Consider the following 19,371-nt stretch of genomic DNA (forward strand, 5'->3'; position numbering starts at 1 on the left):
CCTGCAGGGGCGGGCTTGCTCGCGAAAAATCCGAGAGCAACGCGTTCGTCCAAAATGCCCGCGTCATCGTTGACGATTTTCGCGAACAAAGTCGCTCCTACACGTTTCATGTACATCAATCCATGAAGCCCTGGAGCTTCAATTCGATGGAGCGCGGGTTCTCGCCCTCGGCAATCGACAGGATGCCTTCGAGCAACATTTCGCGGTAACGCGACTGGCGCAGGGCAATCGACTTGAGCTTGCTGGCCACCGGCAACAACACCAGGTTGGCACTCGCCACACCGTAGATGGTGGCGACAAACGCCACGGCAATGCCGCTGCCCAGTTGCGACGGATCGGCGAGGTTGCCCATCACGTGGATCAGGCCCATCACCGCGCCGATGATGCCGATGGTCGGCGCGTAGCCGCCCATGCTTTCAAAGACTTTGGCCGCGTTAATATCGCGGCTTTCCTGGGTGTAGAAATCCACTTCCAGGATGCTGCGAATCGCCTCCGGCTCGGCGCCGTCCACCAGCAATTGCAGGCCTTTGCGCGCGTAGCTGTCGGGCTCGGCATCGGCCACGCCTTCCAGGCCCAGCAGGCCTTCCTTGCGTGCGGTGAGGCTCCAGTTGACCACGCGGTCGATGCCACCGGCCAGGTCGACGCGCGGCGGGAAAATAATCCAGATCAGGATCTGCATGGCACGCTTGAACGAACTCAAGGGCGACTGCAGCAATGCCGCGCCGACGGTGCCACCGATCACGATCAGCGCCGCCGGGCCGTTGGCCAGGGCGCCGAGGTGCCCGCCTTCGAGGTAGTTGCCGCCGATGATCGCGACAAACGCCATGGTGATACCGATCAGACTCAGTACATCCATCAGAGGCAGGCCTCCACCAAATGCCTGCCGATATCGTCCAGGCTGTAGATCGCGTCGGCCAGCTCAGCCTTGACGATGGCCATCGGCATGCCATAAATCACGCAACTGGCTTCGTCCTGGGCCCAGATCGCACTGCCGCCCTGCTTGAGCAGGCGCGCGCCTTCGCGACCGTCGGCGCCCATGCCGGTGAGTACCACCGCCAGAACTTTGTCGCCGTAGGACTTGGCTGCCGAACCGAAGGTGATATCCACGCAGGGCTTGTAGTTGAGGCGCTCATCGCCCGGCAGGATTTTGATCGCGCCACGGCCATCGACCATCATCTGCTTGCCCCCAGGCGCCAGCAGCGCCAGGCCAGGACGCAGGATGTCGCCATCCTCGGCTTCCTTGACGCTGATGCGGCACAGCTTGTCCAGGCGCTCGGCGAAGGCCTTGGTGAACGCGGCGGGCATGTGCTGGATCAGCACGATCGGCGCCGGGAAGTTGGCCGGCAGTTGGGTCAAGACCCGTTGCAGGGCAACCGGGCCGCCGGTCGAAGTACCAATGGCAACCAGCTTGTAGGCCTTGCGTTTCGGCGCCGGCGAATGGGCGCTTGGCGCAGGTGCCCGCGCGGGGGCCGCGGCAGGCCGGGCAACCGCTGCCGGCGCCGGGCGACCGAACGCCGTGCTGGTGGGCGCCGCCGGAGCCGCGACCGGCGCAGGCGCCGGGGCGCTGAACAGGCTGCGACGGTTGCTGCGCGAAATGCTGTGGACCTTCTCGCACAGCATCTGTTTGACCTTCTCGGGGTTGCGCGAGATGTCTTCGAAATTCTTCGGCAGGAAGTCCACCGCACCGGCGTCCAGCGCATCCAGGGTGACCCGGGCGCCTTCGTGGGTCAGCGAGGAGAACATCAATACCGGGGTCGGACAGCGCTGCATGATGTGTCGGACTGCGGTGATGCCATCCATCATCGGCATCTCGTAGTCCATGGTGATCACGTCCGGCTTCAACGCAATGGCTTGATCAATCGCCTCTTTACCGTTGGTGGCCGTGCCGACCACCTGGATCGTTGGATCGGCGGAAAGAATTTCCGAGACGCGGCGGCGGAAGAAACCCGAATCGTCCACCACCAGGACCTTGACTACCATAAACACTCCGTTAGGCGGGTCAGGCAATACCGCCCTGCCCCACCAGAATCAAATACGCCGTGCGGCGTAACGCTTGAGCATGCTCGGAACATCGAGAATCAACGCGATACGACCGTCACCGGTGATGGTCGCACCCGACATGCCCGGGGTTCCCTGCAGCATTTTGCCCAAAGGTTTGATGACCACTTCTTCCTGGCCGACCAGTTGATCGACGACAAAGCCGATGCGCTGGGTGCCCACGGAGAGAATCACCACATGGCCTTCGCGCTGCTCTTCATGGGCGGCCGAGGCGACCAGCCAGCGCTTGAGGTAGAACAGTGGCAACGCTTTGTCGCGCACGATCACCACTTCCTGGCCGTCCACCACGTTGGTGCGCGACAGGTCGAGGTGGAAGATCTCGTTGACGTTGACCAGCGGGAAAGCGAAGGCCTGGTTGCCCAGCATCACCATCAGGGTCGGCATGATCGCCAGGGTCAACGGCACCTTGATGACGATCTTCGAGCCCAGGCCCTTGGTCGAGTAGATATTGATCGAACCGTTGAGCTGGCTGATCTTGGTTTTCACCACGTCCATGCCCACGCCACGGCCCGACACGTCGGAAATCTCGGTCTTGGTCGAGAAGCCCGGCGCGAAAATCAGGTTGTAGCACTCGGTGTCGGTCAAGCGGTCGGCGGCATCCTTGTCCATCACGCCACGCTTGACGGCGATACCGCGCAGGATCGCCGGGTCCATGCCTTTGCCGTCATCGGTGATCGACAGCAGGATATGGTCGCCCTCTTGTTCCGCCGCCAGAATCACCTTGCCGTTACGGGACTTGCCCGCGGCTTCGCGTTCTTCCGGGGTTTCCACGCCGTGGTCGACGGCGTTGCGCACCAAGTGGACCAGCGGGTCGGCCAGGGCCTCGACAAGGTTTTTGTCGAGGTCGGTTTCTTCACCCACCAGTTCCAGGTTGATTTCTTTCTTGAGCTGGCGAGCCAGGTCACGAACCAGGCGCGGGAAGCGACCGAAGACTTTCTTGATCGGCTGCATCCGCGTCTTCATCACCGCGGTCTGCAGGTCGGCAGTGACCACGTCGAGGTTCGACACGGCCTTCTGCATGGCTTCGTCGCCACTGTTCAGGCCCAGGCGCACCAGGCGGTTACGCACCAGCACCAGTTCGCCGACCATGTTCATGATGTCGTCCAGGCGCGCGGTATCCACACGCACCGTGGTTTCGGCTTCGCTGGCAGGCTTGTCGGCCGCGGCGGCGGCCGGGGCACGCGCGGCAGCGGCAGGAGCTGCGGCAGCCGGGGCCGGGGCCGGCTTGGCGGCAGCAGGGGCCGCGGCTTTGGCCGGTGCCGGTTTGGCCGCCACCGGGGCTGCCGTCGCCGCAGCGCCAGCGGCCACTTCGGCGAACTTGCCCTTGCCGTGCAGTTCGTCGAGCAGGGCTTCGAATTCGTGATCGGAAATCAGCCCGTCGCCGGCAGGTGCGGCAGCGGCAGCCGCAGCAGCCGGTGCGGCAGCAGTTGCGGCAGCAGTTGCGGCAGCAGTTGCGGCGACTTCCGGCAAGGCATCGGCAGCAAAGGAGCCCTTGCCATGCAACTGGTCGAGCAACGCTTCGAATTCGTCGTCGGTAATGTCGGTGCCGGCGGCGGCGGTGGCTGCCGGAACTTGCGAGGTACTCGCAGGTGCTTGCGCCTCAGCCGCAGGTGCAACGGCGTCGGCAGCGAACTGGCCCTTGCCGTGCAACTGATCGAGCAGGGATTCGAATTCTGCGTCGGTAATGTCTTCGCCGGTCGGCGCGGCGGGCGCGGCCACTGCAGCGACCGCTTGCGGCGCTTCGGCTTCGGCCTTGACCGCATTGAGGGAGTCGAGCAGTTGCTCGAACTCGCTGTCGGTGACATCCGCTTCGGCTTCGACCACAGGCTCCGGAGCCGCTTCCACCACCGGCGCGGCCGCGGTGTCGGCAGGCTCCGCCAGACGCGCCAGGGCGGCCAGCAGTTCCGGGGTGGCTGCGGTGATCGGGGCACGTTCGCGAACTTCGCTGAACATGCCGTTGACCGCATCCAGCGCTTCGAGAATCACGTCCATCAGCTCCGAATCAACGTGACGCTCACCCTTGCGCAGGATGTCGAACACGTTCTCGGCGATGTGGCAGCACTCCACCAGCTCATGGAGCTGGAGGAAGCCGGCGCCCCCTTTTACAGTGTGAAAACCGCGAAAAATTGCATTGAGCAGGTTCGCATCATCCGGTCGGCTTTCCAGCTCGACCAGTTGTTCGGACAGTTGCTCTAAAATTTCGCCGGCCTCTACAAGGAAATCCTGAAGGATTTCTTCATCGGCGCCGAAGCTCATGGGTGTGCTCCTTAGAAGCCTAAACTGGATAACAGGTCATCTACGTCATCCTGACCTGACATAACGTCTTCACGTTTATCGGCATGAATCTGCGGACCTTCACCCTTGGCGAGATGTTTTTGTGGATCTTTTTCCGAGAGGATCGCTTCGCGGTCATGTTCGATGCCGGCAAAACGATCGACTTGGCCTGCCATAAGCACCAATTTGAGCAAGTTGCTTTCCACTTCAGTGACCAATTGGGTCACACGCTTGATCACCTGACCGGTGAGGTCCTGGTAATCCTGGGCGAGCAGAATGTCATTGAGGTTGCTGGACACCGTGTGGTTGTCCTGTTCGCTGCGCGACAGGAAACCCTCGACCCGACGGGCCAACTCACGAAACTCCTCAGCCCCCACTTCCCGACGCATGAAGCGGCCCCAGTCAACGCTGAGGGCCTGGGCTTCGTTGGCCATGCCGTTGACCAGGGGCGTGGCGTTTTCCACCAGGTCCATGGTGCGGTTGGCCGCCGCTTCAGTCAGCCTGACCACATAGGACAGGCGTTCAGTGGCATCGGTGATTTGCGAAATTTCTTCAGCCTGGGGCATGTGCGGGTCAATCTGAAAATTGACGATCGCACTGTGCAGCTCGCGCGTGAGCTTGCCCACTTCCTGATACAGGCCGCGGTCACGGGTCTGGTTAAGCTCATGGATTAACTGCACCGCGTCGCCGAACTGGCCTTTTTCAAGGCTCTCGACCAGTTGGTGAGCATGCTTTTTCAGGGTCGACTCAAAGTCCCCCTGTGACGTTTCTTTATGCTCCATAGCTCCCCCGCGATGGCATTAGCCGTGGATGCGTTCGAAGATTTTTTCGATCTTCTCTTTCAAGGCCAATGCAGTGAATGGCTTGACCACGTAGCCGTTGACCCCGGCCTGGGCGGCTTCGATGATCTGCTCACGCTTGGCTTCGGCGGTCACCATCAACACGGGAAGGCTGCGCAGTTTTTCATCGGCGCGCACATGGCGCAGCAAGTCGATACCGGTCATGCCGGGCATGTTCCAGTCGGTTACCAGAAAGTCGATGCTCCCGCTGTTGAGGATCGGAATCGCCGTAAGGCCGTCATCCGCCTCGACCGTGTTGGTGAACCCCAGGTCACGCAACAGGTTTTTTATGATCCGCCGCATCGTTGAGAAGTCATCAACGATGAGGATTTTCATGTTCTTGTCCAATTCGACCTCCAAGCAGTCTTAAAACGCGTCCAGCACCTGGACGCGCCATTTCAATCAACAGGCGTTACACAAAAAGGACTGCCCAGGGCACCACGAAACTCACCCGCGAAAACCAAGGGCCTCGCGGTAGTGTCTGCAGTGTCCCCACACTGCCTGTCAGCGCGCGCGCCACTCTCCCAGGCGTCCCCGCAAGCGGGCTGCGCACTGGCTGTGCAGCTGGCTGACACGCGATTCGCTGACCCCCAGGACCTCACCGATTTCCTTGAGGTTCAGCTCTTCGTCGTAGTACAGCGCCAACACCAGTCGCTCACGCTCCGGCAGATTGGCAATCGCGTCCGCCAGCGCCCCCTGAAAGCGTTCATCTTCCAGGTCGCGCGACGGTTCGAGATGAGCACTCGCGCCGTCCTCGTGCAGCCCTTCGTGTTCGCCGTCCTGCAACAGGTCGTCGAAACTGAACAGGCGGCTGCCCAAGGTATCGTTCAAAATCCCGTAATAATCGTCGAGACTCAATTGGAGTTCGGCCGCAACTTCGTGATCTTTAGCGTCGCGACCGGTTTTTGCTTCAATTGCACGAATTGCGTCACTGACCATGCGCGTATTGCGGTGTACCGAACGCGGCGCCCAATCCCCTTTACGCACTTCATCGAGCATCGCGCCACGGATACGGATACCCGCATACGTCTCGAAACTCGCACCCTTGCTCGCGTCGTATTTGGTCGATACTTCGAGCAGGCCGATCATGCCGGCCTGGATCAAGTCTTCGACCTGGACACTGGCGGGCAGGCGTGCCAGCAAGTGATAGGCAATGCGCTTGACCAGCGGCGCATAGCGCTCGATCAATTCGCCCTGACGGTCACGTGCCGAATTTTTGTAAAGGTTATAGCCGCTGGCTGTCATAGCACCGGTCCTGCGCTCGTCTGATGCACCAATCGCTCGACGAAAAACTCCAGATGCCCCCGAGGGTTGGCGGGCAACGGCCAGGTATCGACCTTCTGAGCAATAGCCTTGAACGCCAACGCGCATTTCGAACGAGGGAACGCTTCGTAGACCGCACGCTGCTTTTGCACGGCCTTGCGTACACACTCGTCATAGGGAACTGCGCCGACGTATTGTAAGGCGACATCGAGAAAGCGATCAGTGACCTTGGTCAACTTGGCGAACAGGTTGCGTCCTTCCTGCGGGCTCTGGGCCATGTTGGCCAGCACGCGGAAGCGGTTCATGCCGTAGTCGCGGTTGAGCAGTTTGATCAGGGCGTAGGCGTCGGTGATCGAGGTGGGTTCATCGCAGACCACCAGCAGGACTTCTTGCGCGGCGCGCACGAAGCTGACCACGGACTCGCCAATCCCGGCGGCGGTGTCGATCACCAGCACGTCGAGGTTGTCGCCGATATCGCTGAACGCCTGGATCAGGCCGGCATGCTGCGCAGGGCTCAAGTGGACCATGCTCTGGGTGCCCGAGGCGGCCGGCACGATACGGATGCCTCCAGGGCCCTGCAGCAGCACGTCGCGCAGCTCGCAGCGACCCTCGATCACATCGGCGAGGGTGTGTTTGGGCGTGAGCCCCAGCAAAACGTCAACGTTCGCCAACCCAAGGTCAGCATCCAGCAGCATGACACGACGGCCAAGCTCTGCCAGGGCCAGGGACAAATTCACTGACACGTTAGTTTTCCCGACGCCACCTTTGCCGCCGGTCACCGCGATCACCTGTACGGGATGCATGCTGCCCATTTTAATTCTTTACCTTGTCTTGCTTAGACGCAGGCTACATGGCTTGGCCGCGTGAATCGCTTGCAGACCATCGATGTAGATACATTTCATGGTGTTCATGCTGCCTCAACCCACCCGCTTTGCCGGGTTGTGGTAAAGGTCAGCGAACATATCGGCCATCGCTTCCTCGCTAGGCTCTTCTTGCATTTGCACGCTGACGGCACGGCTGACCAACTGATGACGGCGCGGCAGATGCAAATCATCCGGAATCCGCGGCCCGTCGGTCAGGTAGGCGACCGGAAGTTCATGACTGATAGCCAGGCTCAGCACCTCGCCCAGGCTCGCGGTTTCGTCGAGCTTGGTGAGGATGCATCCGGCCAGGCCGCAGCGCTTGTAGCTATGGTACGCAGCGGTAAGAACTTGTTTTTGGCTGGTGGTTGCAAGCACCAGGTAATTTTTTGCCTTGATGCCACGCCCGGCCAGGCTCTCCAGCTGCATGCGCAACGCCGGATCGCTGGCTTGCAGGCCGGCGGTATCGATCAGCACCACACGTTTGCGCAGCAACGGATCGAGGGCGTTGGCCAGGGACTGGCCCGGGTCGACGTGGGTCACCGACACATTGAGGATGCGGCCCAGGGTCTTGAGTTGCTCCTGGGCACCGATGCGGTAGCTGTCCATGCTTACCAGCGCGATGTTCTGGGCGCCGTACTTGAGCACGTAGCGCGCCGCCAGCTTGGCCAGCGTGGTGGTCTTGCCCATGCCGGCAGGGCCGACCATGGCGATCACGCCGCCCTCTTCCAGGGGTTCGAGTTCCGGGGTGACGATCATCCGCGCCAGGTGGGCCAGCAACATGCGCCAGGCCTGGCGAGGTTCTTCGATTTCGCTGGTCAGCGCCAGCAGGTCGCGGGACAACGGGCCGGACAGGCCGATGCGTTGCAGGCGACGCCACAGGTTGGCCTGTTGCGGCTTGCTGCCTTGCAGTTGGGTCCAGGCCAGCGAACCGAGCTGCACTTCCAGCAGCTCGCGCAGGCCGTTGAGCTCAAAGCGCATCGAGTCGAACACACGCTGGTCGACTGCGGCGGCCGGGGCAGGCGCGGCAGGACGCGGCGGTTCGATGAACGTCGGCTCGACCAGCGGCTCGGCGGCGGTCAGCGGCAGGCCGGCGAACAACTGGCGATTGGTGGTCGCATCGCTGTCGCCGCGCATGCTCAGTTCGGCCTGGGCCGAGACAATGCGCGAGGCCGTCTTGCGCAGCTCGTCTTCAAGCTCCATGTTCGGGACACGCGGGGCCAGCGCCGAAGGGGTGTAATCCAGGGCAGCCGTCAGCTCGACACCGCCGGCAATACGACGGTTACCGATAATCGCAGCGTCGGCGCCCAGCTCGTCACGTACCAGTTTCATGGCCTGACGCATATCGGCGGCGAAAAAACGCTTTACTTGCATAACCCACTACCTCAGCCGTTGGGCCCTACTGTCGCGACGATAGTCACTTGCTTGTTGTCAGGGATTTCCTGATAAGCCAAAACGTGCAAATTCGGCACTGCCAGGCGTCCAAACCGCGACAACATCGCTCGGACCGGGCCTGCCACCAGCAGAATCACCGGTTGGCCCTGCATTTCCTGACGCTGCGCTGCTTCGATCAACGAACGCTGCAGTTTTTCAGCCATGCTTGGCTCCAGCAGAACGCCCTCTTCCTGGCCCTGTCCTGCCTTCTGAATACTATTGAGCAATATTTGTTCCAACCTTGGCTCCAAGGTGATCACAGGCAGCTCAGACTCAATCCCTACAATGCTTTGTACGATAGCGCGGGATAATCCAACGCGCACGGCGGCCACCAACGCGGCAGTATCTTGACTCTTGGCGGCATTGTTGGCGATGGCCTCGGCGATGCTGCGAATGTCGCGCACCGGCACCTGTTCGGCCAGCAGCGCCTGCAGCACCTTGAGCAATTGCGACAGCGACAGCACGCCCGGCACCAGCTCTTCGGCGAGCTTGGGCGAGGCTTTGGCCAGCAAACCCATTAGTTGCTGGACTTCTTCGTGGCCGATCAGCTCGTGGGAGTGCTTGTACAGAATCTGGTTGAGGTGCGTGGCGACCACGGTGCTGGCGTCCACCACGGTGTAGCCGAGGGACTGCGCCTGGCTGCGCTGGCTGACTTCGATCCAGACCGCCTCCAGACCAAAAGCCGGATCTTTGGCGGTTATACCGTTCAACGTGCCGAACACCTGGCCCGGGTTGATCGCCAGCTCGCGGTCGGGGTAGATCTCCGCTTCGGCGAGGATCACGCCCATCAGGGTCAGGCGGTAGGCGCTGGGGGCCAGGTCGAGGTTGTCACGGATATGCACAGTGGGCATCAGGAAGCCCAGGTCCTGGGACAGCTTCTTGCGCACGCCCTTGATCCGCGCGAGCAATTGGCCGCCCTGGTTGCGGTCGACCAACGGGATCAGGCGGTAGCCGACTTCCAGGCCGATCATGTCGATCGGGGTCACATCGTCCCAGCCCAACTCCTTGGTTTCCTGGGCGCGGGCCGGCGACGGCAGCAGTTCCTGCTGGCGCGCGATTTCTTGCTGGGCCTTCACCTTGACCAAGTTCTGCTTTCTCCAGAACAGGTAGGCGCCACCGGCGGCCATGGCCGCCATGCTCAAGAACGAGATATGAGGCATGCCGGGCACAATGCCCATGATCGCCATGATGCCCGCCGCCACGGCCAGCGCCTTGGGCGAGGCGAACATCTGCCGGCTGATCTGCTTGCCCATGTCTTCGGAGCCCGACGCACGGGTCACCATGATCGCCGCAGCTGTAGATAACAACAGTGATGGCAATTGCGCCACTAAACCGTCACCGATGGTCAGTAGAGCGTAGACCTTGCCTGCATCGCCGAAGGTCATGCCGTGCTGGAAGATCCCGACCGCCATGCCGCCGATCAGGTTGATGAACAGAATCAACAGGCCGGCGATGGCGTCACCGCGCACGAATTTGCTGGCACCGTCCATGGAACCGTAGAACTCGGCTTCTTGGGCCACTTCCAGGCGACGCGATTTAGCCTGGTTCTGGTCGATCAGGCCGGCGTTGAGGTCGGCGTCGATGGCCATCTGTTTGCCGGGCATGGCGTCGAGGGTAAAGCGCGCGCTCACCTCGGAAATCCGCCCGGCGCCCTTGGTCACCACCACGAAGTTGATGATCATCAGGATCGCGAACACCACGATACCGACCACGTAGTTACCGCCGATCACCACCTCGCCGAAGGCCTGGATCACCTTACCGGCGGCGGCATGCCCGTCCTGGCCGTGGAGCATGACCACGCGGGTCGACGCCACGTTCAACGCCAGCCGCAACAACGTGGCGATCAGCAGGATGGTGGGGAACACCGCAAAATCCAGCGGCCGCAACGCGTAGACGCAGACCAGCAGGACCACGACGGACAAGGCGATGTTGAAGGTGAAGAACACGTCGAGCAGGAACGGCGGCATCGGCAACATCATCATTGCCAGCATCACCAGCAACAACAACGGCACACCCAGATTGCCCCGCGAGAGGTCAGTCAGGGTGCTGCGGGCCGTGCTGAGCATTTGAGAGCGATCTACCACCGGTACTCCTCGCATCCTTGAAGCAAACTTTTGACGCCGGGAGGCGTCCTGGAGGCGCTATTGCAAGAAGCCTTCCAACTTCTGTTCTCCGAGTTGGATCAGTGACTAGGGAGCAAGCGCCCTCGCCACAAGTGTTCGCCTGCAGAGGTTGCGAAACTTCCGATAAGTGTTTGAGGCTGCCCCTAGGAAACTCGCTCTCTAGTCTCCGTACTTCGCTGCACACGCAGCGGTCGGGCGTCGCGGCCCATGTAAATTCAGGCGCAAAGTGCCATTGTCCGCTTTCAGTTGACGTTTTTTTATCGTCTACTGTGCGGCGCTACGGTGGCTGTGCGCGGGATACCTTCGGGTATGCCGGTTTCCTGATTCCGGTCCGCGAACCTGCGTACAGCTGCCACCCCATCGCATCGCGGCGATCAGTGGCAGCTCCACTTAAATCAGGAGCGTCACAATGGTTAAACCAACCCCAAATCCCCCGCGCGGCACCAATACCCCACCCACCGTGCTGTTCACCCTCATCGACGGCATCAGCACCGAAGACCTGCTGGTCAACCTCACCGAAACCCTGGCTTGCGCACACGCCCTGACCTGCGACTTCGCCTTTGATCTGGAAGGATCACGGTGAGAAGGGGCGCTGGGAATTGCGCAATTGGTTGAGGTAGCGCGGTTATTGGCTGAGCGAGTACTGGATGACATCGAGCCATCAGCCGAGACAGAACTGGGTAAACCCTAGACAAGCGTCCAACCCAGTGATCGTTCCCGCCGATGGGAACGATCAACTTTTGCTTCAAGGGGACAGAGCGCTGATGGGCGCGGCGAAGGGATGCTATCAGTGGCGATCTTTATACAGGACGCACATTCTCGGCCTGCGGGCCTTTTTGGCCCTGCGTCACGTCGTATTCCACTTTTTGATTTTCTTCCAAACTTTTGAAACCGGTGCCGGTGATTGCTGAATAGTGGACAAACACGTCCGTGCTGCCGTCGTCGGGAGAAATAAAACCAAACCCCTTCTCCGCGTTAAACCATTTCACAGTGCCCGTTGCCATTGTCGTTCTCCGCACACTTCAATTAAGGACTTGCACAGCTGACATCAGATCAGCGTGATGTCGCATGCATAGACACCATCCGGTCGATGGATCATCTGAAACGCCACGTTCTGGCCCTCCGAAAGCTTGCATCCATCCGAACTGCGCAGATCTACCGACACGTCGTCTCCCCCGCTGTCCAGCGCAATCAAACCTTTTCCGTTCTGCGGGTCATAAGACTTAACCGTACCTGTGAATAGCTGCATTGCCCCACTTCCGACCTCTTGCTGCGCAGTACCTGAGGCAATGGAACCGTGAAAAGGCGATGCTGACTACTGTCAAAGTTGACAGGTAGACTGCAATTAACGACAAGCGGTAGAAGTGATGTGGCGAGCCCGCTTGCCCCAGAGGACACCTTGGCTGCACGTCAGGAATCGCGCCGCAAATCCGGCGGAATCGGCAGGTCCTTGAGCGGATCGGGGCGCTTGCCTTTGCCCGCACGATACTGGCGGATCTGGTAGACGTAGGCCAATACCTGGGCCACGGCCAGGTACAGCCCGGCGGGGATTTCCTGGTCGAGGTCGGTGGAGTAGAAGATCGACCGCGCCAGTTCCGGCGACTCCAGCAACAGGATGTCGTTGGCCACGGCGATTTCGCGGATTTTCAGCGCCGTGAAGTCGCTGCCCTTGGCCAGCAGCATCGGCGCGCCGCCCTTCTCCGGGTCGTACTTGAGGGCCACGGCGTAGTGGGTCGGGTTAGTGATCACCACGTCGGCGTCGGGCACCGAAGCCATCATCTTGCGCTGGGACATTTCGCGCTGCAGTTGGCGAATGCGCTGCTTGACCTCGGGGCGACCCTCCTGGTCCTTGTGTTCGTCGCGCACTTCCTGCTTGGTCATCAGCAGTTTCTTGTGGCTTTCCCACAGCTGGATCGGCGCATCCACGGCGGCGATCAGGATCAGCCCGGCGGCCATCCACAACGCACTCCAGCCCACCACTTGCACGCTGTGGATGATCGCCGACTCCAGCGGCTCATGGGCGATGCGCAGCAGGTCATCGATGTCGGAGGACAATACCACCAAGGCCACGAACAGAATCAGGATGAACTTGGCCAGGGCCTTGAGCAGTTCCACCAACGCCTTGGTGGAAAACATGCGCTTGAGCCCGGCGGCGGGGTTCATGCGGCTGAATTTTGGCGCCATGCTGCTCGCGGCGAACAGCCAGCCGCCAAGGGCGACGGGGCCGATCAGCGCGGCCAGGAGCAAGGTGATCAAAATCGGCTGCACGGCCAGGATCGCGATTTTCCCCGAATGCAGCAGGTACTGCCCCATGGCGCCGGGGCTGAGCAGCACTTCACGGGGCAGGCTGAAGTTGAGTTTCATCAACTCCATCAGGTCGAGCGCCAGGCCGCCGCCGTAGATCAGCAAGGCGCCGGCACCGGCCATCATCGTCGCAACGGTGTTGAGCTCTTTGGAGCGGGCAATCTCGCCCTTTTCCCGGGAGTCCTTTTTTCGTTTCTCCGTGGGGTCTTCTGTTTTGTCCTGACCACTCTCGCTCTCGGCCATGGCTCAGCGCGCCCGTGCCAGATCACGTAAGAACTGCAAGGCGTCGCTCGCCAGCGGTTGATACTGATTGAGAATGTCGGCCATGCCGATCCAGAAAATCCCCATGCCCAACACCAGGGTCAACGGGAAACCGATAGAGAAGATATTCAGCTGCGGCGCCGCGCGGGTCATCACCCCAAACGCGATGTTGACCACCAGCAGCGCGGTGATCGCCGGCAGCACCAGCAACAGCGAAGCGCCCAACACCCAACTGAGGCGCCCCACCAGTTCCCAGAAGTGATTGACCACCAACCCCGAGCCGACCGGCAAGGTGGTGAAACTTTCGGTCAGCACCTCGAACACCACCAGGTGGCCGTTCATGGCCAGGAACATCAAGGTCACCAGCATGGTCAGGAATTGCCCGATCACCGCCGCCGACACGCCGTTGGTGGGGTCGACCATCGACGCAAAACCCATACCCATCTGGATCGAGATGATTTGCCCGGCGATCACGAATGCCTGGAAGAACAGTTGCAGGGAGAAGCCCAGCAGCGAGCCGATCAGGATCTGCTCGGCAATCAGCATCAGCGCACTGAGGTCCAGCGCATTGACCGCAGGCATCGGCGGCAAGCCCGGCACCAGCACCACGGTGATCGCCACCGCGAAGTACAGGCGGATACGGCGCGGTACCAGGGTGGTGCCGAACACCGGCATGCTCATCAGCACCGCCGTGACCCGGAACAGCGGCAAGATAAACGACGCCACCCAGGTGCTGATCTGGGTGTCGGTCAACGCCAGCAGCGATTGCATGCGGTCAGCCGATCAACTGCGGAATACTGCCGTACAGCTGCAGGATATATTCCATGAAGGTTTGCACCAGCCACGGGCCAGCGACAATCAACGTGACCAGCATCACCAGCAGGCGCGGCAGGAAGCTCAGGGTTTGTTCGTTGATCTGAGTCGCGGCCTGGAACATCGCCACCAACAGGCCAACCAACAGGCTCGGCACCACCAGCACGGCAACCATCATCGTGGTCAGCCACAACGCTTCACGGAACAGGTCGACGGCAACTTCTGGGGTCATAGCCCTACACTCCGCCGAAACTGCTGGCCAACGTGCCGATGATCAGTGCCCAGCCGTCCACCAGCACAAACAGCATGATCTTGAACGGCAACGAGATGATCAGCGGCGACAGCATCATCATCCCCATGGCCATCAGCACGCTCGCCACCACCAGGTCGATGATCAGGAACGGGATAAAGATCATGAAACCGATCTGGAACGCCGTCTTCAGTTCCGAGGTGACGAACGCCGGCACCAGGATCGTCAGCGGCGCCTGGTCCGGCGTGGCGATGTCGGTGCGCTTGGACAGGCGCATGAACAGCTCAAGGTCGCTGGAGCGGGTCTGCGACAGCATGAAGTCTTTGATCGGGCCTTGGGCCTTGTCGATGGCGTCTTGCGCCGTGAGCTTTTCCGCGAGGTAAGGCTGCAGGGCTTGCTGGTTCACCTTGTCGAAGACCGGCGCCATGATGAACATCGTCAAGAACAGCGCCATGCCCGTGAGGATCTGGTTCGATGGCGTCTGTTGCAGGCCCAGGGCCTGACGCAGGATCGAGAACACGATAATGATGCGGGTGAAGCTGGTCATCAGCATGACAAACGCCGGGATAAAACTCAGCGCCGTCATGATCAGCAGGATCTGCAGGCTGACCGAATACTCCTGGGCCCCGGCCGCGTTGGTGCCAAGCGTAATCGCCGGGATCGACAACGGGTCGGCGGCGAACGCCAATGGCGCGGCCAGCCACAGCATGAGCGTCAATAAAACGCGCATTACTTCTTATCCTTCTGATCCTTGCCCAGCAACTCCATCAGGCGTTGGGCGAATTCTGGCGTGGCGGCTTGGGTCGGGGCGACGTTGACCGGGGTCTTGAGCACATGCAGCGGGGTGATGCGGCCGGGGGTGAGGCCCAGCAGGATCTGTTCCTCGCCCACCTGCACCAGCACCAGCCGATCACGCGGGCCGAGGGCGCGCGAGCCGATCATCTCGATGACCTGGGCGTTGCCCGGGCCAATGTTCTGCACCCGACGCATCAGCCAGGCCAGCACGAAAATCAGCCCGACCACCAGCAGCAGGCCCAGTACCAGTTGGGTCAACTGACCGCCGATACCGCTGCTCACCACCGGTGCCGCCGACGCGGCCGCTTGCGCGACCGGCTCGGCCGCGAGGGCGCTCAATGGCAGCGCCAGCAACAGTCCCGCCATCGAATACTTCATGTCAGCGCAGCTTCTTGATGCGTTCGCTCGGGCTGATCACGTCGGTCAGGCGAATGCCGAACTTTTCGTTGACCACCACCACTTCGCCATGGGCGATCAGCGTACCGTTGACCAGCACGTCCAGCGGCTCGCCGGCCAAGCGGTCAAGCTCGATCACCGAACCCTGGTTGAGCTGCAGCAGGTTGCGGATGTTGATGTCGGTGCTGCCGACTTCCATGGAGATCGACACCGGGATGTCGAGAATCACGTCCAGGTTCGGGCCGTCGAGGCTCACCGGGTCGTTGTTCTTCGGCACGCTGCCGAATTCTTCCATGGGCAGGCGGTTACTGGCCGGCGCAGTAGAGGCATCGGCCGCCAGCAGCGCGTCGATATCGTCCTGGCCGACATCGCCGGTTTCTTCCAGGGCCGCAGCCCATTCGTCGGCCAGGGCCTGGTCTTCGGCGGAAGTGTTTTCGTGTTCGGTAGCCATTACATGTCCTCGGCGGAGCAAACATTCATAAATAGGGGTGCATCAATACGGGTGACTCAACGCCGGTTGATCGGCTCCACCACTTGCAGCGCCAGGTTGCCCTTGTGGGAACCGAGCTTGACCTTGAACGACGGCACGCCGTTGGCGCGCATGATCAGTTCTTCCGGCAACTCGACGGGAATCACGTCGCCCGGTTGCATGTGCAAGATATCCCGCAGGCGCAACTGACGACGCGCCACGGTGGCGCTCAGCGGCACGTCGACGTCCAGCAGGTCTTCGCGCAGGGCCTTGACCCAGCGTTCATCCTGATCGTCGAGGTCGGACTGGAAGCCGGCATCGAGCATTTCGCGCACCGGCTCGATCATCGAGTACGGCATGGTCACGTGCAGGTCACCGCCACCGCCATCGAGTTCGATGTGGAACGTCGACACCACAATCGCTTCGCTGGGGCCGACGATGTTGGCCATGGCCGGGTTCACTTCCGAGTTGATGTACTCGAAGTTGACTTCCATGATCGCCTGCCAGGCTTCCTTCAAGTCGATGAAGGCCTGCTCCAGCACCATCCGCACCACCCGCAGTTCCGTGGGGGTGAATTCCCGGCCTTCGATCTTGGCGTGACGGCCGTCGCCGCCGAAGAAGTTGTCCACCAGCTTGAACACCAGTTTGGCGTCGAGGATGAACAACGCCGTGCCGCGCAATGGCTTGATCTTGACCAGGTTGAGGCTGGTAGGCACGTACAGCGAGTGTACGTATTCACCGAACTTCATCACCTGCACGCCGCCCACCGCCACGTCCGCCGAGCGGCGCAGCATGTTGAACATGCTGATGCGGGTGTAACGGGCGAAACGCTCGTTGATCATTTCCAGGGTCGGCATGCGTCCACGGACGATGCGATCCTGGCTGGTCAGGTCATAACTTTTGACGCTGCCGGGTTCGGCAGCCGTTTCGGTCTGTACCAGACCATCGTCCACGCCATGCAGCAGCGCATCGATTTCATCCTGGGACAGCAGGTCTTGCACGGCCATGTGGTGATCCTACTGCAATACGAAATTAGTGAAGAGCGCCTGCTCGACCACCACTTTGCCGAGCTCTTTCTGGGCCACTTCCTGCACGCTGGCAGTGACCTTCTGGCGCAGCATTTCCTGGCCCACCGGGGTGGCCAGGTTGTCGAAGCTTTGCGCGGAAAACAACATCACCAGGTTGTTGCGGATCACCGGCATATGCACCTTGAGCGCATCAAGGTCCGCCTGGTTGCGCGCCAGCAAGGTGATGCTCACCTGCAGGTAGCGTTGACGACCGTTCTGGTTGAAGTTGGCGACAAAGGCCGGAAGCATCGGTTCGAAGATTGCCGGTTGCTTGACGTTACTGGCAGTTTCGGCGGCGGGCGCCGGTTTGCTCGCACTGCTGTGCATGATGTACCAAGTGCCGCCCACGGAGGCGCCGATGGCCAGGACCAGGGCCAGGACAATCAACAGGATAAGCTTGAGCTTACCCTTGCCTGCAGGTGCTTTTGCTGCGTCGTCGCTCTTCGCCATGCCAATAATCCGTCACTATTCGGGGATTCATAGATCTACGGAAAGGCAAGAGCAAGTGTTATGCCAGAGTTGTCAGGCAGAGCAGGACAGCGGCCACGCCACAGATCCATTGTGGGAGGGGGCTTGCCCCCGATGGCGGAGTTCCAGTCGACCGATCCGTTGACGGGCACACCGCCATCGGGGGCAAGCCCCCTCCCACCTTTGGATTGCGATCGACTCAGGTCAGGCTTAATGGTCGTGATCATCAGGGGCAAGCCCCCTCCCACACTCAGGCCGGTGTTGGCCCTGAATCAGGCGTAGTAGTCGACGGCGCTGGAGCCGATCACGGTGGACGTCACCGGCGCGACGGCCGCTGCCACTTCGGCGTGATCGGCAACGTCGCCGTTGTCACCCCGACCGCCACGGCCACTGACACCGTTCGCCTGGTTCTGTTGCTGTTGGCTCTGACCCTGGCCCTGCCAGCCGCGGGATTGGTCGGACACGTTGACGTCGACCTGCCCCATGCCCTGCTGGGCGAACATCTCGCGCAACCGGCCGGACTGGCTTTCCAGCGCGTCACGCACCACGGCGTGACCGCTCATGAACGTGACCTGGGCCTGCTGGTCCGCTGTCATGTTGACCTTGATATCCAGGCGCCCGAGTTCGGCCGGTTGCAGCTGGATCTCCGCCGACTTGAGGTTGGCGCTGGACAGGTACATCACGCGGTTGACGATTTCCTCGGTCCAGCCGCTCTGGTGCATGGCCAGCGGTGCGTTGGTCACCGGCGGCAACGCGTTGGCGGTTTTCGGCGTGGCGGCCTGGGTCAGCGCGGCCAGGCGGTTGGCGAAGTCATCGACACGGGTGTCGCTGCTGGCGCCCTTCAAATCCTTGAGGCCTTCCTCGATCAACCCGCCAAAGGCTTTGTCGCCGCCCTGGTCGGTGCTGTCCTTGCTGGCTTGCTGATCCACCATGTTAGCCAGGCCCGTGGCGAAGTTCTGCGCGACAGTCGGCTGGTCCTGGGACGTCGGCGCGGCTTTCTGCGGCGTCTGGCTGCTGGCCGACACATGGCCGCCCTGCTCCATCGCCAGGCGTACCGCCGGCAGGGCGTCCAGAGGGTCTGCCGTGGGATCGAAGGCTGGCTTGGCCGCATCGGTCGCTGCCAACGGCGTCGTGACCAGCGGCTGGGCCTTGTCATCCTTGGCGGCGGCCGGGGCTGGCGTTTCCACCGGCACTGGCACCGGCACCGGCACCGCAACTGGCGTGACCGTGACAATCAACGCGGGGTCAACCACCGGCGCAACCGTCGGGTCTGCCGCAGGCTGCTGCGCCAGGGCGGGGTCGGCAGGCGGAGTTTGATCACTGCTGGCGCTGTCGGCCGGCTTGGCCGGCGGGTCGGCAGGCAAGGGTTTGCCGCTATCGGCAACCGCTGGCGTACCGGCGGCAGGTTTATCGTTGTTCGCGACAGGCTTATCGTTGCCGGCAACCGGTTTGGCACTCGCGTCGGCCGGCTTGTCGCGCGTGGGTTTGGCCGAGTTGTCGTCGGCCTTGGCCGAGGGCTTCGAACCTTGGCTGGCGAACACCTGAGCAAAGCCAGGGCCCTTATCCCGTGGCTCCGCAGCCGCCGCCGGTGGATTGGCGGCAGGCGCTTGAGGCTTGGCCGCGGAGGCAGCCTGAAGGAGCGAATTAGGGGCGACTGGCATAGGTAAGGTCTCCACTGCATGGGATCGGGGATGCAG

20 protein-coding genes and 1 pseudogene are annotated in these 19,371 nt (G+C 61.6%); 1 reads left to right on the forward strand and 20 read right to left on the reverse strand.

Translation table 11 applies throughout. From position 1 onward, the window contains the following. Window positions 1-115 precede the first annotated feature (115 nt). The 9 genes from JN756_RS23180 to flhA form a co-directional block, all read right to left on the reverse strand. Window positions 116-856 (reverse strand): flagellar motor protein, encoded by a 741-nt coding sequence (locus tag JN756_RS23180; protein ID WP_017849387.1) that lies wholly within the window; start codon window positions 854-856, stop codon window positions 116-118. Then, a complete protein-coding gene (locus JN756_RS23185) occupies window positions 856-1,980 on the reverse strand; it encodes a protein-glutamate methylesterase/protein-glutamine glutaminase (protein ID WP_017849386.1) in 1,125 nt (374 codons plus the stop codon). The genes JN756_RS23180 and JN756_RS23185 overlap by 1 nt, the downstream gene beginning before the upstream one ends. Before the next feature lie 48 nt (window positions 1,981-2,028). Then, a complete protein-coding gene (locus JN756_RS23190) occupies window positions 2,029-4,314 on the reverse strand; it encodes a chemotaxis protein CheA (RefSeq protein ID WP_201021418.1) in 2,286 nt (761 codons plus the stop codon). 11 nt (window positions 4,315-4,325) lie between these two features. After that, on the reverse strand, window positions 4,326-5,114 hold the full coding sequence (locus JN756_RS23195; RefSeq protein ID WP_017845401.1) for a protein phosphatase CheZ: 789 nt from the start codon (window positions 5,112-5,114) through the stop codon (window positions 4,326-4,328). Window positions 5,115-5,132: 18 nt separating this feature from the next. Next, on the reverse strand, window positions 5,133-5,507 hold the full coding sequence (locus JN756_RS23200) for a chemotaxis response regulator CheY (protein ID WP_003192908.1): 375 nt from the start codon (window positions 5,505-5,507) through the stop codon (window positions 5,133-5,135). Between the two features lie 168 nt (window positions 5,508-5,675). After that, on the reverse strand, window positions 5,676-6,416 hold the full coding sequence (gene fliA / locus JN756_RS23205; protein ID WP_017845400.1) for an RNA polymerase sigma factor FliA: 741 nt from the start codon (window positions 6,414-6,416) through the stop codon (window positions 5,676-5,678). Next, complete coding sequence (fleN, locus tag JN756_RS23210; RefSeq protein ID WP_003192912.1) at window positions 6,413-7,246, reverse strand: flagellar synthesis regulator FleN; 834 nt, start codon at window positions 7,244-7,246, stop codon at window positions 6,413-6,415. The genes fliA and fleN overlap by 4 nt, the downstream gene beginning before the upstream one ends. Window positions 7,247-7,351: 105 nt before the next feature. Beyond that, window positions 7,352-8,668 (reverse strand): flagellar biosynthesis GTPase FlhF, encoded by a 1,317-nt coding sequence (gene flhF, locus JN756_RS23215; protein ID WP_046382525.1) that lies wholly within the window; start codon window positions 8,666-8,668, stop codon window positions 7,352-7,354. 11 nt (window positions 8,669-8,679) lie between these two features. Then, on the reverse strand, window positions 8,680-10,794 hold the full coding sequence (flhA, locus tag JN756_RS23220) for a flagellar biosynthesis protein FlhA (RefSeq protein WP_057003874.1): 2,115 nt from the start codon (window positions 10,792-10,794) through the stop codon (window positions 8,680-8,682). A gap of 466 nt (window positions 10,795-11,260) precedes the next feature. On the opposite strand from flhA, the pseudogene JN756_RS23225 reads away from it, so the two are divergent. After that, window positions 11,261-11,542 (forward strand): annotated as a pseudogene (locus JN756_RS23225) (DUF6124 family protein). A 109-nt stretch (window positions 11,543-11,651) separates the two neighbouring features. Here the strand turns inward: JN756_RS23225 and cspE are convergent. The 11 genes from cspE to JN756_RS23280 form a co-directional block, all read right to left on the reverse strand. Then, on the reverse strand, window positions 11,652-11,855 hold the full coding sequence (cspE, locus tag JN756_RS23230; protein ID WP_017845394.1) for a transcription antiterminator/RNA stability regulator CspE: 204 nt from the start codon (window positions 11,853-11,855) through the stop codon (window positions 11,652-11,654). Window positions 11,856-11,899: 44 nt separating this feature from the next. Then, window positions 11,900-12,100, reverse strand: coding sequence for a cold shock domain-containing protein (locus JN756_RS23235; protein ID WP_057003871.1), 201 nt, complete (start codon window positions 12,098-12,100; stop codon window positions 11,900-11,902). A gap of 161 nt (window positions 12,101-12,261) precedes the next feature. After that, window positions 12,262-13,398, reverse strand: coding sequence for a flagellar biosynthesis protein FlhB (flhB, locus tag JN756_RS23240; protein WP_017845392.1), 1,137 nt, complete (start codon window positions 13,396-13,398; stop codon window positions 12,262-12,264). A 3-nt stretch (window positions 13,399-13,401) separates the two neighbouring features. Further along, entirely contained in the window at window positions 13,402-14,187 is a 786-nt protein-coding gene (fliR, locus tag JN756_RS23245; RefSeq protein WP_057003870.1) for a flagellar biosynthetic protein FliR, read from the reverse strand. A 4-nt stretch (window positions 14,188-14,191) separates the two neighbouring features. Continuing rightward, entirely contained in the window at window positions 14,192-14,461 is a 270-nt protein-coding gene (gene fliQ, locus JN756_RS23250) for a flagellar biosynthesis protein FliQ (RefSeq protein WP_003175300.1), read from the reverse strand. Between the two features lie 4 nt (window positions 14,462-14,465). Continuing rightward, window positions 14,466-15,209 (reverse strand): flagellar type III secretion system pore protein FliP, encoded by a 744-nt coding sequence (gene fliP, locus JN756_RS23255; protein WP_046382522.1) that lies wholly within the window; start codon window positions 15,207-15,209, stop codon window positions 14,466-14,468. Then, window positions 15,209-15,652 (reverse strand): flagellar biosynthetic protein FliO, encoded by a 444-nt coding sequence (gene fliO / locus JN756_RS23260; protein ID WP_201021419.1) that lies wholly within the window; start codon window positions 15,650-15,652, stop codon window positions 15,209-15,211. Before fliO ends, fliP begins: the two co-directional genes overlap by 1 nt. Window position 15,653: 1 nt before the next feature. Next, entirely contained in the window at window positions 15,654-16,121 is a 468-nt protein-coding gene (gene fliN, locus JN756_RS23265) for a flagellar motor switch protein FliN (RefSeq protein WP_017845388.1), read from the reverse strand. Between the two features lie 56 nt (window positions 16,122-16,177). After that, a complete protein-coding gene (fliM, locus tag JN756_RS23270) occupies window positions 16,178-17,146 on the reverse strand; it encodes a flagellar motor switch protein FliM (protein WP_017845387.1) in 969 nt (322 codons plus the stop codon). A 9-nt stretch (window positions 17,147-17,155) separates the two neighbouring features. Next, window positions 17,156-17,656, reverse strand: coding sequence for a flagellar basal body-associated protein FliL (gene fliL, locus JN756_RS23275; RefSeq protein WP_017845386.1), 501 nt, complete (start codon window positions 17,654-17,656; stop codon window positions 17,156-17,158). Between the two features lie 290 nt (window positions 17,657-17,946). Further along, complete coding sequence (locus JN756_RS23280) at window positions 17,947-19,335, reverse strand: flagellar hook-length control protein FliK (RefSeq protein ID WP_201021420.1); 1,389 nt, start codon at window positions 19,333-19,335, stop codon at window positions 17,947-17,949. Window positions 19,336-19,371: the final 36 nt, after the last annotated feature.

Source organism: Pseudomonas sp. Y39-6, assembly GCF_023651955.1.
GTDB lineage: Bacteria > Pseudomonadota > Gammaproteobacteria > Pseudomonadales > Pseudomonadaceae > Aquipseudomonas > Aquipseudomonas veronii.

Bases quoted from the DNA above. Each gene is read 5' to 3' on its own strand.
- JN756_RS23180 (WP_017849387.1), bottom strand. From the start codon at position 856: ATGGATGTACTGAGTCTGATCGGTATCACCATGGCGTTTGTCGCGATC.
- JN756_RS23185 (WP_017849386.1), bottom strand. From the start codon at position 1,980: ATGGTAGTCAAGGTCCTGGTGGTGGACGATTCGGGTTTCTTCCGCCGC.
- JN756_RS23190 (WP_201021418.1), bottom strand. From the start codon at position 4,314: ATGAGCTTCGGCGCCGATGAAGAAATCCTTCAGGATTTCCTTGTAGAG.
- JN756_RS23195 (WP_017845401.1), bottom strand. From the start codon at position 5,114: ATGGAGCATAAAGAAACGTCACAGGGGGACTTTGAGTCGACCCTGAAA.
- JN756_RS23200 (WP_003192908.1), bottom strand. From the start codon at position 5,507: ATGAAAATCCTCATCGTTGATGACTTCTCAACGATGCGGCGGATCATA.
- fliA (WP_017845400.1), bottom strand. From the start codon at position 6,416: ATGACAGCCAGCGGCTATAACCTTTACAAAAATTCGGCACGTGACCGT.
- fleN (WP_003192912.1), bottom strand. From the start codon at position 7,246: ATGGGCAGCATGCATCCCGTACAGGTGATCGCGGTGACCGGCGGCAAA.
- flhF (WP_046382525.1), bottom strand. From the start codon at position 8,668: ATGCAAGTAAAGCGTTTTTTCGCCGCCGATATGCGTCAGGCCATGAAA.
- flhA (WP_057003874.1), bottom strand. From the start codon at position 10,794: ATGCTCAGCACGGCCCGCAGCACCCTGACTGACCTCTCGCGGGGCAAT.
- cspE (WP_017845394.1), bottom strand. From the start codon at position 11,855: ATGGCAACGGGCACTGTGAAATGGTTTAACGCGGAGAAGGGGTTTGGT.
- JN756_RS23235 (WP_057003871.1), bottom strand. From the start codon at position 12,100: ATGCAGCTATTCACAGGTACGGTTAAGTCTTATGACCCGCAGAACGGA.
- flhB (WP_017845392.1), bottom strand. From the start codon at position 13,398: ATGGCCGAGAGCGAGAGTGGTCAGGACAAAACAGAAGACCCCACGGAG.
- fliR (WP_057003870.1), bottom strand. From the start codon at position 14,187: ATGCAATCGCTGCTGGCGTTGACCGACACCCAGATCAGCACCTGGGTG.
- fliQ (WP_003175300.1), bottom strand. From the start codon at position 14,461: ATGACCCCAGAAGTTGCCGTCGACCTGTTCCGTGAAGCGTTGTGGCTG.
- fliP (WP_046382522.1), bottom strand. From the start codon at position 15,209: ATGCGCGTTTTATTGACGCTCATGCTGTGGCTGGCCGCGCCATTGGCG.
- fliO (WP_201021419.1), bottom strand. From the start codon at position 15,652: ATGAAGTATTCGATGGCGGGACTGTTGCTGGCGCTGCCATTGAGCGCC.
- fliN (WP_017845388.1), bottom strand. From the start codon at position 16,121: ATGGCTACCGAACACGAAAACACTTCCGCCGAAGACCAGGCCCTGGCC.
- fliM (WP_017845387.1), bottom strand. From the start codon at position 17,146: ATGGCCGTGCAAGACCTGCTGTCCCAGGATGAAATCGATGCGCTGCTG.
- fliL (WP_017845386.1), bottom strand. From the start codon at position 17,656: ATGGCGAAGAGCGACGACGCAGCAAAAGCACCTGCAGGCAAGGGTAAG.
- JN756_RS23280 (WP_201021420.1), bottom strand. From the start codon at position 19,335: ATGCCAGTCGCCCCTAATTCGCTCCTTCAGGCTGCCTCCGCGGCCAAG.